Origin of the sequence: Blattabacterium punctulatus (assembly GCF_003226695.1) — a bacterium.
Lineage (GTDB): Bacteria > Bacteroidota > Bacteroidia > Flavobacteriales > Blattabacteriaceae > Blattabacterium > Blattabacterium punctulatus.
Genome location: NZ_CP029808.1, coordinates 385,691 through 399,600 on the forward strand (window position 1 = coordinate 385,691; position 13,910 = coordinate 399,600).

General features: G+C 24.8%; 14 protein-coding genes, 1 tRNA gene and 1 pseudogene. 10 read left to right on the plus strand and 6 right to left on the minus strand.

Annotated features, from left to right (window positions below):
* Nucleotides 1-13 precede the first annotated feature (13 nt).
* The gene (gene dapF, locus DM780_RS01900) at nucleotides 14-820 is read left to right on the plus strand and encodes a diaminopimelate epimerase (protein WP_110548767.1); all 807 of its coding nucleotides are present in this window, start codon (nucleotides 14-16) and stop codon (nucleotides 818-820) included.
* Nucleotides 821-832: 12 nt separating this feature from the next.
* Nucleotides 833-1,930: a M42 family metallopeptidase gene (locus DM780_RS01905; RefSeq protein WP_110548768.1), complete on the plus strand. Its 1,098-nt coding sequence runs from the start codon at nucleotides 833-835 to the stop codon at nucleotides 1,928-1,930.
* Here DM780_RS01905 and ychF read toward each other — a convergent pair.
* Entirely contained in the window at nucleotides 1,920-2,939 is a 1,020-nt protein-coding gene (ychF, locus tag DM780_RS01910) for a redox-regulated ATPase YchF (protein WP_110548769.1), read from the minus strand. The genes DM780_RS01905 and ychF overlap by 11 nt on opposite strands.
* A gap of 160 nt (nucleotides 2,940-3,099) precedes the next feature.
* Between ychF and tatC the strand changes: the two are divergent.
* Nucleotides 3,100-3,904, plus strand: a pseudogene (gene tatC, locus DM780_RS01915) (twin-arginine translocase subunit TatC).
* Between the two features lie 34 nt (nucleotides 3,905-3,938).
* Here tatC and DM780_RS01920 read toward each other — a convergent pair.
* Together DM780_RS01920 and smpB are read right to left on the minus strand one after the other, a co-directional pair.
* Nucleotides 3,939-5,183 (minus strand): OmpA family protein, encoded by a 1,245-nt coding sequence (locus tag DM780_RS01920; RefSeq protein ID WP_110548770.1) that lies wholly within the window; start codon nucleotides 5,181-5,183, stop codon nucleotides 3,939-3,941.
* A 59-nt stretch (nucleotides 5,184-5,242) separates the two neighbouring features.
* Nucleotides 5,243-5,680 (minus strand): SsrA-binding protein SmpB, encoded by a 438-nt coding sequence (gene smpB, locus DM780_RS01925; protein WP_110548771.1) that lies wholly within the window; start codon nucleotides 5,678-5,680, stop codon nucleotides 5,243-5,245.
* A 53-nt stretch (nucleotides 5,681-5,733) separates the two neighbouring features.
* Here smpB and DM780_RS01930 point away from each other — a divergent pair, with 53 nt between their 5' ends.
* Genes DM780_RS01930 through DM780_RS01945 form a run of 4 tightly spaced genes read left to right on the plus strand, consistent with a single transcriptional unit; the run spans nucleotide 5,734 to nucleotide 9,175 of the window.
* Nucleotides 5,734-6,603: a transketolase gene (locus tag DM780_RS01930; protein WP_110548772.1), complete on the plus strand. Its 870-nt coding sequence runs from the start codon at nucleotides 5,734-5,736 to the stop codon at nucleotides 6,601-6,603.
* Between the two features lie 7 nt (nucleotides 6,604-6,610).
* The gene (locus DM780_RS01935; RefSeq protein WP_110548773.1) at nucleotides 6,611-7,582 is read left to right on the plus strand and encodes a transketolase family protein; all 972 of its coding nucleotides are present in this window, start codon (nucleotides 6,611-6,613) and stop codon (nucleotides 7,580-7,582) included.
* Nucleotides 7,583-7,589: 7 nt separating this feature from the next.
* Nucleotides 7,590-7,919 (plus strand): nucleotide pyrophosphohydrolase, encoded by a 330-nt coding sequence (locus DM780_RS01940; protein WP_110548774.1) that lies wholly within the window; start codon nucleotides 7,590-7,592, stop codon nucleotides 7,917-7,919.
* A gap of 5 nt (nucleotides 7,920-7,924) precedes the next feature.
* Nucleotides 7,925-9,175: a 3-phosphoshikimate 1-carboxyvinyltransferase gene (locus DM780_RS01945; RefSeq protein WP_110548775.1), complete on the plus strand. Its 1,251-nt coding sequence runs from the start codon at nucleotides 7,925-7,927 to the stop codon at nucleotides 9,173-9,175.
* On the opposite strand, the gene DM780_RS01950 is transcribed toward DM780_RS01945, so the two are convergent.
* Nucleotides 9,163-9,771 carry a C40 family peptidase gene (locus tag DM780_RS01950; RefSeq protein WP_235611969.1) on the minus strand — a complete coding sequence of 203 codons (609 nt, stop codon included), beginning with the start codon at nucleotides 9,769-9,771 and terminating at the stop codon, nucleotides 9,163-9,165. The two genes, DM780_RS01945 and DM780_RS01950, sit on opposite strands and share 13 nt — an antisense overlap.
* Before the next feature lie 90 nt (nucleotides 9,772-9,861).
* On the opposite strand from DM780_RS01950, the gene DM780_RS01955 reads away from it, so the two are divergent.
* The 3 genes from DM780_RS01955 (at nucleotide 9,862) to murI (ending at nucleotide 11,109) form a co-directional block, all read left to right on the plus strand.
* A tRNA-Glu gene (locus DM780_RS01955) sits at nucleotides 9,862-9,933 on the plus strand.
* 21 nt (nucleotides 9,934-9,954) lie between these two features.
* Nucleotides 9,955-10,206 carry a 30S ribosomal protein S20 gene (gene rpsT / locus DM780_RS01960; RefSeq protein ID WP_110548776.1) on the plus strand — a complete coding sequence of 84 codons (252 nt, stop codon included), beginning with the start codon at nucleotides 9,955-9,957 and terminating at the stop codon, nucleotides 10,204-10,206.
* Nucleotides 10,207-10,296: 90 nt separating this feature from the next.
* A complete protein-coding gene (gene murI / locus DM780_RS01965; protein WP_110548777.1) occupies nucleotides 10,297-11,109 on the plus strand; it encodes a glutamate racemase in 813 nt (270 codons plus the stop codon).
* On the opposite strand, the gene DM780_RS01970 is transcribed toward murI, so the two are convergent.
* Together DM780_RS01970 and DM780_RS01975 are read right to left on the minus strand one after the other, a co-directional pair.
* The gene (locus DM780_RS01970) at nucleotides 11,096-13,375 is read right to left on the minus strand and encodes an NADP-dependent malic enzyme (RefSeq protein WP_110548778.1); all 2,280 of its coding nucleotides are present in this window, start codon (nucleotides 13,373-13,375) and stop codon (nucleotides 11,096-11,098) included. The two genes, murI and DM780_RS01970, sit on opposite strands and share 14 nt — an antisense overlap.
* 61 nt (nucleotides 13,376-13,436) lie before the next feature.
* A complete protein-coding gene (locus tag DM780_RS01975; protein ID WP_110548779.1) occupies nucleotides 13,437-13,889 on the minus strand; it encodes a FixH family protein in 453 nt (150 codons plus the stop codon).
* Nucleotides 13,890-13,910 lie beyond the last annotated feature (21 nt).

The window sequence follows — 13,910 nt, forward strand, 5'->3', positions numbered from 1 at the left end:
TTAATATTTATTCATGAAATTAAATTTTTTTAAATACCAAGGAACGGGAAATGATTTCATTATACTAGATATTAGAAAAAAAAAAATTCCGGTATATATCCCTGATTTGTTTACAAAATTATGTAATAGAAATTTTGGAATTGGAGCTGATGGAATTATTTTAATTAAAAATGATTCTCAAAGCAATTTCTATATGAAATATTATAATTCTGATGGAAAAGAAAGTACAATGTGTGGTAATGGAGGACGTTGTGCAATTTCATTTTCAAAAAAATTAGGAATAAAAAAAAATAAAATATATTTTAGAGCTATAGATGGAATTCATTATGGTATAATAAAGGATAAAAATTTGATATGCATAAATCTCATGGACATAGAAATAAATATGATCAAAATTTATCCAAAATATATTATTTTAAATACTGGGTCTCCACATTATGTTCTTTTTGTAGAAAATATTCAAAAAATAGATGTTAATAAAGAAGGTAGAAAAATTAGATTTCAAAAATCTTATGAAGAAAATGGTGTCAATGTTAACTTTGTGGAAGTTATTGGAAATAATATGATAAAAGTACGTACTTACGAAAGAGGAGTGGAAAAAGAAACTTTATCCTGTGGTACAGGAGTTACAGCTTCTGCTATTGCAGCTTATGAAAAAGGAGTTTTTGCATATTATTATAATAATGTTTATGGAAAGGTATTAGCCTATACTTTAGGAGGAAAATTATGGATTTCATTTAAAAAAATACATGATAAATATAAAGAAATAAATTTAACAGGATCGGTAAAATTTATTTTTGAAGGGTATATTAATATTTAATGATAAAAAATTATGGATAATAAAAACCGTTATTCAATAAGTGATCAATCTATAAGATTTCTTAATAAATATTTAAATAGTTTTTCCCCAACTGGATACGAAAGTGAAGGTCAAAAAATATGGAAAGATTATATTAGTTCTTATGTAGATAAAATAGTAACTGATTTGTATGGAACCGTAGTAGGAGTTATTAATCCGAATAATTCTCCTTATAAATTAATAATTGAAGCTCATGCAGATGAAATATCTTGGTATGTAAATTATATTACAGAAGATGGATTAATATATGTTTCCAGAAATGGAGGATCGGATCATCAAATAGCTCCATCAAAAAAAGTAGTTATACATACAAAAAAAGGATTAGTAAATGGAGTATTTGGTTGGCCAGCTATCCATACAAGAAAATCTTTAGAAGAAAAAAAACCTAATTTAGATAATATTTTCATAGATATTGGGGCTTTTGATAAAAAAGAAGTAGAAAAAATGGGCGTTCATGTAGGATGTTTTATCACTTATCCTGATGAATTTTTTATTATGAATCATAATTATTTTGTTTGTAGGTCTTTGGATAATAAAATAGGAGGATTTATCATTGCAGAAGTAGCAAAAATGATAATAGAACATGGAATTGATTTACAATTTGGATTATATGTGGTGAATTCTGTTCAAGAAGAAGTAGGATTGAGAGGAGCTAAAATGATTTCTCATGCAATAAAACCTCATATAGCTATTGTTACTGATGTAACACATCATACTTCTACCCCTATGATTGATAAAAAAATACAGGGGGATATTAAATGTGGTTTAGGACCTGTGATCGGATATGCTCCTTCAATACATAAAAAAATTAGAGAATTTATTATTGATACGTCTAAAAATCAAAAAATTTTGTTTCAACGTTTAGTTTCATCTAGATATACGGGGACCGATACGGATGCTTTTGCTTATTATAATAAGGGTATTCTCTCTTCTTTAATTTCCATACCTCTTAAATATATGCATACTACAGTAGAAATGGTCCATAAAAAAGATGTAGAAAAAACAATACAGTTAATTTTTGAAACCTTAAAAGGAATTAACTATTCCAAAGAAAAATTTTTCATTGATTGAATCGAAAATGAATAATATCTCCATCTTTAATAAGATAATTTTTTCCTACTAAAAATGTTTTTCCTGCTTTTTTCGCTTGTTCTTTAGAACCATATTTGATAAAATCTTTGTAATGAATAATTTCTGCACAAATGAATCCTTTTTTTAAATCTGTATGTATAACCGAAGAAGCTTGGTAAGCTGTATAATGATTTGGAATTGACCAAGCACGTATTTCTTCTTTTCCTATTGTAAAAAAACTTTGTAAGTTTAATAACTTATATGATTCCTTAATAATCTTATCAATTCCCGAAATGTAATTTTTTTTCTGATCATATGATTTTTTTTTCAACGATAAAACGACTAAAGTTGATTTTTCCTTTTTTACCATTTCTTTTATCTTTTTTAGATTAAGATCATTTTTATCATCTATATTACATACATAAAGGACGGGTTTAATAGTTAGTAACTGTAAATCCTCTATGTATTTTTTTTCATTATTTTTAAATGGAAATATTCTAATATTTTTTCCTTCTTTTAGAAAAGAAAAAACTTTTTGTAGTAGTATAGTACTTATAGATTTTTTATTTTTAAAAGTTTTTTCTAGTCTTTTTTCTATCGTTTCTAGATCTTTAAACTGTAATTCTATATCAATAATTTCTTTATCCCTAATTGGGTTTATTTCCCCTTCTACATGAAGTACTCTAATATCGTTGAAACAACGAATCATATGAATTATTACATTTGTTTCACGAATATGAGATAGAAATTTATTCCCTAATCCTTCTCCTTTATGTGAACCTTTAATTAATCCAGCAATATCTACTATTTTTATTTTTGATGGAACTATTTTATTGGGATTAATTAAGGTTTTTAATTCATATAATCTTTTATCTGGAATTTTTGTTATTCCATAATTTGGTTCTATGGTACAAAAAGGAAAATTTTTTGATAAAGCTTTAGAATTAGAAATAAGATTAAATAATGTTGATTTTCCTATATTTGGTAACCCAATAATTCCACATTTCATTGATGATTAAAATATTTTATTTATACTGATAAATTTAACTAACTAAATAGCCATTTTTTAACTACGTAAACCAAAAAAAAACTTTAACTAAAAATAGTTTTCTGTGAAATTTACAATTTATTGTAAATAAAAAAGAAGTATTTTATCGTATTTCTATATTATGAAAAATAAAAAAAAAGAAATGCCGTTTTGGGAACATATTGAAGATTTAAGAAAACATATGATTCATAGTTTATGTGCAATTATAATTTCAACTATTATTTTGATGAATAATAAATATGTTATATTTGATTATATTCTTTTTGGTCCCGCAAAAACAAGTTTTATTACTTACCGAATATTTTCTAAATTAGAATTTTTTTTTTTTGGGGATAGATCATAATCCTATTTTTTTTTTTACAAAAAATTTGGAAATACAAAATAGACAAATATTTGGCCAATTTAATATGTATATATGGACTTGTTTTCTCGGTGGATTTATTTTATCTTTTCCTTATATATTTTATGAATTTTGGCAATTTATAAAACCTGCTCTTACTGATGAAGAAAGAAAATATTCTCGGGGAATCATTATAACAGTTACATTTCTATTTATATTTGGAATTCTTTTTGGATATTTTGTATTATGTCCATTTTTAATTCATTTTGGTTATACTTTTAGGATTAGTTCTATTCCCAAAAATATATTTGATTTATCGGATTATATATCTTTGATGATGCATTCTATGCTTTCTATGGGTATAACTTTTTTATTCCCAATTTTTATCTATTTTCTTACTAAAATTGAATTAATAACTTATACATTTTTGAAAAAATATAGAAAACATGCTTTTTTGATGATCTTAATTATTGCTTCTGCAATTACTCCTGGAGATATTTTAAGTACGATAATCGTTTTAATTCCTCTATTAATTCTTTATCAATTAAGTCTCTATATTTCTTTTTCTTTTTCTAAAAATAAATAAAAAACCCCTTAAAAAATTAAGAGGTTTTTTATGATTATTTTTTAATTGTTATTTCAACATATCTTCCTTTATTTTTCTTTTTTTCATATTTTATGAATCCTCTAACTTCCATTCTATAAGGATCTACACCTTTGGAAACCAAAGCTTCAAATACAGAATTTGCTCTTTTTAAGGATAATATTTTATTATAAGAAGATTTTCCATAAGAATCTGTATATCCATTTATATAAAATTTAGAATTAGGAAGTTTTTTTATCATAATTTCAGAAATTTTATTAATAATTTCTAATGAATTAGAGGATAATTTATATTTTCCAAGATTAAATAAAATAGGTTTGAAAATTATTTTATTTGGACATCCTTTATTTTCTTTTATTCCATATTTATTGGGACAAATATCTTCAATATCTGGAATATTATCAGAATCTGTATCTGGACATCCTTTAAATTTTTTTAATCCAAATTGATCAGGACATAAATCTTCTTTATCTAAAATACCATCGTGATCTAAATCCTCTTTTTCGCAACAAATTTTATTTTCATATTCCGAATTTTCTATAATATTTTTATCCTCTTTTTTTTCTATTATAGAAGGTAAATAAGAATCTTCTTTATTGATTTCTATTATTTTTTTTTGTTTATTATTATCATAATCATCAGAATCATTTTCATGTTCTCCTCCGAAACGGAATACAAATCCTAGGGAATGTTTACAAAAATTTAAATAATCTCTTGAATGATTTGCAAATACATGATTATAGGTACTTTGAATATTAATTCCAAAATTAGAGACAATCCAAAAATTGATACCTAATCCTCCATCTAATAGAAAAAAATTTTTCTTATTCAATTTATAAGTTTTGGATCCTGAAAGTCTTAATATTCTATTTTGATAATTAAATTGATGATAACCACCTCCTAATCTAAAATAAGGATCAAACCAATATTTAGGTAAAAAATAGAAATTAATTCCAGGACCAAATTTTAAGAAAAATCCATCTATGATTCTCCATCTATTATTGTCAACCATTCCTAATGCCCCCTCTAAATATACCCCCAGATTATTATTGATATGATGTACCAATTCTACATTAGAAAAAATAGGATTGATGCTATTATTTTTTTTGTGTAAAAAAAATTTAATAGGATAACTCCTTGGATAATAGTTAATATCATTTGCTCCTATTCGAATAGACCATTTTTTCTGAGAATATTGAGAGAATACAGATGAAAGTAAAACAAAAAAAGTAATAATAAAAAAATTTAATTTTTTTTTCATAGAACTATAATTTCTTTGAATTTGAACCTTAAACAAATATAAATATATGATTTTAAAAATTATCTTTTAAATGATTCTTTTATTTCACGAATCAAATCTCTATTTTTGATAGATTTACGTTTATCATATATTTTTTTACCCTTAGCTAAAAAAATTTGAATTTTCACATATCCTTTTTCACTAAAAAATAATTTATTAGGAATAATAGTTAATCCAGGTACTTTTAACTTTTTTTCTATTTTTATTAGTTCTTTTTTAGTTAATAATAATTTTCTTTCTCTTCTACTTGAATGATTCCAAGTAGTTCCAAATTTATATTCAGAAATATACATGTTAATAGAATATAATTCTCCATTTTTTATCTGACAAAAACTTTCCGTAATATTAGCTTTATTTTGTCTTATAGATTTAACTTCAGTACCAAATAATTGAATACCAGCTGTATATTCTTCTATAAAATTATATTGAAATCTTGCTTTTCTGTTTAGAATACTCATAATTAATTGTTATTTTTGTGAAAAAATAAAATTCTATAAATTTTTTTAAAATTATGAATGTAAATGTACGTATACGTTATTTAAAAAATTTATGTACTCAAGTTAGAAGAGATATATTACGTATGGTAAATAACGCAAATTCTGGCCATCCTGGTGGGTCCTTAGGATGTACTGAATTTTTTGTTGCTTTATATCAAGAAATAATGCATTATGACCCCAAAAAATTTTCTATGGAGGGAAAAAAAGAAGACCATTTTTTTTTATCAAATGGACATATATCTCCAGTTTATTATAGTGTATTAGCTCGTTCTGGTTTTTTTTCTATAAAAGAATTATCTTCTTTTAGAAAATTAAACTCTCGTTTACAAGGACATCCTTCCGTACATGGGAATCTTCCAGGAATACGAATTTCTTCAGGATCCTTGGGACAAGGTATGTCGGTATCAATTGGTGCAGCTATATCTAAAAAACTTAGTAAAGATAATAATAGTCTTATTTATAGTTTACATGGAGATGGAGAATTAAATGAAGGACAGATATGGGAATCTGTTTTATATGCAGGATCTAAAGGGATAGATAATTATATAGCTACTGTAGATTACAATAGACAACAAATAGATGGAAATACCGATGAAGTTCTTCCTCTTGGAAATCTGAAAAAAAAATTTGAATCTTTTGATTGGAAAGTTTTAGAAGAATTAAAAGGAAATAATATTCAAAAGGTTATTAATATTTTAAAAACAGCAAAAAATAAAACTGGAAAAGGTAGGCCTGTCATAATTATTCTATATACCGAAATGGGATACGGTGTAGATTTTATGGTAGGAAATAATGTATGGCATGGAAAATCTCCTAACGAAGAGGAATTAAAAAAAGCACTATTACAACTTCCTGAAACTTTAGGGGATTTTCCAAAAATATAAAAAAATTATGATAAAAATATATGAAAATAAAGGATTCAAAGAAACCAGAGAAGGATTTGGAAAGGCTTTGACTTTATTAGGTCGAAAAAATAATAAAGTAGTTGCATTATGTGCAGATCTTACCAGTTCTTTATTTATGAATCGTTTTTCTAAAGAATTTCCTGAACGATTTTTTCAAATTGGAATTGCAGAGGCTAATATGATTGGAATAGCTGCGGGCCTAAGTATTGGAAAATATATTCCTTTTGCTGGAACATTTGCAAATTTTGCAACATCTCGTGTATATGATCAGATCCGTCAATCCATTGCTTATTCTTATAAAAATGTGAAAATATGTGCTTCTCATTCCGGATTAACACTTGGTGAAGATGGTGCCACTCATCAAAGTTTAGAAGATATTGGAATGATGAAAATGCTTCCTGGAATGACAGTAATTAATACTTGCGATTATAACCAAACTTATGCAGCAACTTTATCTATAGCCAACTATGTAGGTCCAGTATACTTCCGATTTGGAAGGCCTGCTGTAGCTAATTTTACAGATAAAAATCAAATATTTGAAATTGGAAAAGCCCTTCTTCTAACCGAAGGTAAAGATATTACTATTGTAAGTACTGGTCATTTAGTATGGGAATCTTTAGAAGCATCTAGAATATTATACGAAAAAGAGGGAATAACTTGTGAAGTTATTAATGTTCATACAATAAAACCATTAGATGAAAAACTAATTTTAAATTCCATTGATAAAACAAAATGTATTGTAACAGCAGAAGAACATAATTATTTTGGGGGATTAGGAGAGAGTATAGCTAGAGTAATTACTACTAAAAGACTTTCCATCCCTCAAAGTTTAGTTGCTGTTAATGATACTTTTGGTGAAAGTGGTAAACCAATGGAGTTATTAAAAAAATATAAAATTGATCGTGATTCTATTATCAATCATGTCAAAATTTTACTAGAAAAAAAAAAGAATCAATAAAAAAAATTTGGAAATTAAAAATATACAAAAACTAGTTCATAATTGGATTATAAATTATGGAATACGTTATTTTAATATATTAACTAATACCATTCTTTTATCTGAAGAAGTAGGTGAAGTTTCTAGAATTATTGCTAGAAATTATGGAGAACAATCCTTTAAAAAAGATTGTAAAGGAAAAGAAGATCTTGGAGAAGAATTATCCGATGTTTTGTTTATATTAATTTGTTTAGCTAATCAAACTGGAATTGATTTGGAAGAATCTTTTCATAAAAAATTAAAAAAAAAAAAAATAAGAGATGGTGAAAGACATCATAAAAATGAAAAATTAAAATAAAAAATATGCCTTCTTATATCAAAATTAATAAAAAGAGGAAAAGCTTATACGGTTCTATATCTATAACGGGATCTAAAAGTATATCTAACCGTCTTTTAATTTTAAAAGCTATTTACAAAGATGATATTTATATTGAAAATATTTCTAACTGTGAGGATACAAAAGTTTTAGAAAAAAGTTTATATAGTACTTCTAACATATTAAACATTCATCATGCAGGAACTGCTATGCGTTTCTTAACTTCCTATTTATCTATACAAGAAGGAAAAGAATTCATATTAACAGGTTCCAATAGAATGAAAGAAAGACCTATATCTATTCTTGTAGATGCTTTAAAAAAATTAGGATCGGAAATTATTTATTTAGAAAAAATTGGATACCCACCAATAAAAATTATTGGTAAGAAAATTATAGGAGGAAAAATAGATATCAATGCTAAAATTAGTAGCCAGTATATTAGTTCTTTAATGTTAATAGCTAGCAAATTTAAAATTGGATTAAAAATATATTTAAAAGAAGATATTACATCAATTCCATATATAAAAATGACTTTTGATTTATTAACTAGAGCAGGAATAAAAATATCATGGAAAGAAAAAATAATTCATATTTATCCAGGAAAAAAAACAGGTAAAAAATATTTTTCTATAGAATCCGATTGGAGTTCAGCTTCTTATTATTATTCAATGTCTAGTATTGTAAAAACGAGTAATCTAACTTTAAGTTACTATCAAAATAAAAGTTTACAAGGAGATAGAGAAATTACTTCCATCTATGAAAAATATTTTGGAATATCTACCATTTTTGAAAAAAATAAAATAATATTAAATAAAAAATTAAATTTTACTCTACCTAGATTCATTAATTTAGATTTAAATAAAACTCCAGATCTTGCACAAACTATTGTTGTAACTTGTTCTTTTCTTGGTATTAAGTGTTATTTAAAAGGGTTAGAAACTTTAAAAATTAAAGAAACAGATCGTTTGAAAGCTTTAAAAAATGAATTATTAAAATTGGGTGTAATAATAAAAATTACAAGTTCTTGTTTAGAAATAATAGATTTTTTTCCAAAAAAAATGGATTCTTCTATAAGAATAAAAACTTATCAAGATCACAGAATGGCTATGGCTTTTTCTTCATTTGGATTATTTTATTCTTTGCAAATAGAGGAACCAAAAGTTGTAGAGAAATCATATCCAAATTTTTGGATGGACTTACAATATTTAGGTTTTTCAATTAATTATTATGAAGAATAAAGAATTCTCCTTGCTGTAATAAATTTATTTTTCCAATATTTTTGATACAATCTAGAAATCAGTACCCCTGACGTAGATGCGTGAATAAAAAATATATTATTATGATTTACATGGATCACCATTCCTACATGATTAATTTTTTTTCTAGATTTTCCTGTAGCAAAAAATAATAAATCTCCTTTTTCTATATATTTTTGAGTAACTAAAAATCCTTTTTTAGCTTGATTAGAAGATCTACGTGGTAATGAAATTTGATAAGATGAAAAAATATTTTTTATGAAAGCTGAACAATCTATTCCCTCTTTAGTATTTCCACCATATCTATATGGAGTAGATCTATAATTTTTAGCTTCTTCAATAAGAAAATCCATTTTCTTTTTTAAAAAAAATTTATTTTTAATAATTTGAAAATAGTTTTTTTTATTATAATATAAATTCTCTTTCTTTTTTCTGAAAAAAATTTTTTCAGACTTTTTTTTATATACCATATCTCCATATAATAACGGAATAGAAAAAAAATGAGAATAGAATACAAAAAATAAAAGAATTTTAGAATTTATAATAGGAATAATTTTTATTTTTTTTCCATTATTCAAAAGAAATTCCAATAAATTATAATATAATTAGAGACTCAAATGTAAGTAAAATACTTGTATTAAATTTAAAAAAAATTAAATTTGTATTCTGGCCCATTCGTCTATTGGTTAGGACGTCAGGTTTTCATCCTGGAAAGAGGGGTTCGATTCCCCTATGGGCTATCAAAATACTAGATCATTCTTATGGCAAATCACTCATCGGCATTAAAGAGAATTAGACAAAATAATACTAGACGTTTGCGTAATAAATATGTATTTAAAAGTACAAGAACTACTATTAAAAAATTAATAAAAGGACAAAAAAAAAAGGAAGAGTATTCTAAAGTTTTTTCTATGATAGATAAATTATCTAAAAAAAATATCATACATATGAATAAAGCAGCAAGATTAAAAAATAAATTAAGAAAAAAGTTATTAATCAATAATTTATCCTAAAAAAATCATAAATAATGATGGTAATTTATTTTTATAGGTTTATATAATTATTATTTTTTTTAATATAATTTTTTCTTCAAAATCAATAAAATGAGAATTAGTCCCTATTCTCCGATAGGAATATTTGATTCTGGGATCGGAGGAATTCTTATAGCTAAAGAAATTAAAACCTATATGCCTAATGAATGTATTATTTATTTTGGAGATACTAAAAATATGCCTTATGGAAATAAGTCTAAAGAATTTATTATAAATAATTCTATAAAAATTGTTTCTTTCCTTTATAAAAAAAAATGTAAAGCCATAGTAATAGCTTGTAATTCTATAACTTCTAATGCTTTATATTTTATTAAAAAAAATTTTTATAAAAAAATATTAATATTTAATGTTATAGATCCCATAGTAAAAAATAAAATATTTCTTTCTTCTAAAAAAATAGGAATAATGGGCACTCCTGCTACCATAAATTCCAATTTTTATCATAAAAAAATTAAAAAATGTTTTCCTCATTTAGATATTACTCAAATATCTACACCTTTATTAGCTACAATAATTGAAAATGGATTGGAAAAAATAAAGATTAATTCTATCATAAAATATTATTTGAATCATATAAAATCAATAGATACGCTATTATTAGCTTGTACTCATTATTTATTTTTGAAAAAAAAAATAGATAATTTTTATCATGGTAAAGTTCGTTTAATAGATATACAAAAAATTGTAGTTCAGGAAATACAAAAAAAATTATTTGAAAATAATTTATTATGCATTTATCCAAAAAAACGGAATAATACAATTTTTTATACATCTAGTTCGATTTCTCCATTTTTTAAAGAACAAGTTCGAATTCATTTTGGAGAAAAAATCTTATTTAAAAAACATATTCTTAATTTTTTCTAAATTGTGCATCTATTACGCATAAAGTTGCAAGATTGACAATTTCTTCTATACTTGATTGCATTTGCATGATATGTGCTGGTTTACGCATTCCTAATATTAAAGGTCCTATAATTGGTATATTTCCTAATCCTCTAATAAACTTATAAGTCATATTTCCGGATTCAAGATTTGGAAATATAAAAATATTTGCTTTTTTTTTCATAAGTTTAGAAAAAGGAAATTTACTAGCTAATAAAAATTCATTTAATGCAAAATCAGGTTGTAATTCACCATCTACTATTAAATCAGGATATTTTTTATGTAAAAATGCTACTGCTTGAGATACTTTAGAAGAAATTTTTGAATTTGATGAAAAATTTTGAAAGGATAACATTGCTATATGAGGTTCAATATCAAAAGCTTTAACTACATAAGATGCCATAAGAGCAATTCTTGATAATTCTTCACTAGTTGGATTTGGAATTACGGAAGTATCTGCTAAAAATAAAGGACCACGTTTAGTTAACAAAATCATCATTCCTGCTATTTTATGAATAGAATCTGATCTTCCGATAACCTCTAATAAAGTTCGTAAACTTAATGAAAAATTCATAGAATACCCTGTAATAATTGCATCTGCTTCTCCTTGGTCTACCATCATTGCTCCAAAATGATCATTTGTTCGCATTCGTATTTTTGCTTCGTATAAAGTTAATCCTTTTCTATTCCTTTTTTTCCAAAGTATTTGAGCATAATGTTCTACTTTTTTGATATTATCTTCTTTTTCAGGATCTATAATTTGTAATTTTACATTCAAATTATTTGTATCTATTAAACTTTTTATACGATTTTCATTTCCTAAAACAATGGGAATAGAAACAATTCCATCTTCATTAAGAATTTGAACAGATTTAAGTATTTCATATTCTTCTCCATTACAAAAAATAACTTTTTTAGGATTTGTACGTGCTCTATTTTTAATCATTCTGAGAATTTTATTTTCATATCCCATTCTATCTAGCAGTTTTTCTTGATATTTTTTCCAATCTAAAATAGGATTTTTCGCTACTCCAGAATCCATTGCAGCTTTAGCTACTGCAGGTGCTACACGAGTAATTAACCGATTATCAAAAGGTTTTGGAATAATGTATTCTTTTCCAAAAGAAATATTTTTTTTATTATAAACAATATTAATTTGTTCTGGAACAGATTCTTTAGCTAAATCTGCAATAGCATGAACAGCCGCTAATTTCATTTCATCATTGATAATACTTGCATGAACATCTAATGCCCCTCTAAAAATATAAGGGAATCCTAATACATTATTTACCTGATTAGGATAATCACTTCTACCTGTAGCTATAATAACATCTGGTCTAACTTTTATGGCTAAGTTATAATCAATTTCAGGATCTGGATTTGCCATAGCAAATACAATTGGATCCTTTGCCATATTTTTTAACATATTTGGAGTCAATATTCCACCTATGGATAAACCTATAAAAACATCCGAATCTTTAATAGCTTCTTCTAAATTTTTAATAAAGGAAGTATTTACTGCGAATTCTTTTTTTTCTTTATTTAAATCTTTTCGTGAAATATGTAATAATCCTTTACTATCAAACATAAGGATATTTTTAGATTTTACCCCAAGATGTTTATAAATTCTTGCACAAGAAATAGCCGCAGCTCCTGCTCCATTAATTACCATTTTTATATTATGTATTTTTTTTTCAACATAAGTGATAGAATTAAGTAAAGCTGCTCCTGAAATAATAGCCGTTCCATGTTGATCATCATGCATTACTGGTATATTTAATTCAGATTTAAGTCTTCGTTCTATTTCAAATGCTTCTGGGGCTTTTATATCTTCTAAATTTATTCCTCCAAAAGTTGGAGAAATAGCTTTTACAATCTTTATAAATTTTTCTGGATCAGATTCATCAATTTCAATATCAAATACATCAATACCAGAAAATATTTTAAATAAAATTGCTTTTCCTTCCATTACAGGTTTAGAAGCCAATGCACCAATATTTCCAAGACCTAAAACAGAAGTTCCATTAGTAATAACAGCTACTAGATTCCCTTTAGATGTATATTTATATACTTTTTTAGAAAAACGTGCTATTTCTTTACAAGGCTCTGCTACTCCTGGAGAGTATGCTAGAGATAAATATTTTTGACTATTATATTTTTTTGTTGGAGAGATTTGTATCTTTCCAGAAGGAAATTTACTATGATAATTTAAAGATTCTTCACGAAGATTATTTATGTCTTTTCTCATTATACTAAATATTGATATGGTTTTGAAAACAGATAAAAAAAATAAATTTTACAAAAAAATATTAGGATAACCAAAATAAATTTTTCTCAAAAAAATATTTTTTTTTATCAGATTTCCATCTAATTATAAGTTTATAACATCCTTTTTTCAAATTTTTTTTAGGAATAAATAATATTTTACTTGAAGATCTAAAAATTTTAAAAGACCGAGTCACATCTAAATATTTAGATGAAAATCTTAATAAAGTAAAAAAACCATGAATATTATCTAAAACTTCTGGAAAAATAATTCTAATTCCAGAAGATAAAATGAATATTTTAATTTTATTAGGAAGTTTTAATACATTTTTTTTCTCATTTATAATTTCTTGATATTTTAGTTCTTCTTCATAATACCTATCGGATACAAGTTGACTACCTACATGAGGAAAGAAAAACGCAATATAAATGATAAAAATGATAAAAAAGGAAAAAGCTAATATAATACTTGTTTCCCAACTAAATTTTATTCTCATAATTAATGTATATGTGTACTA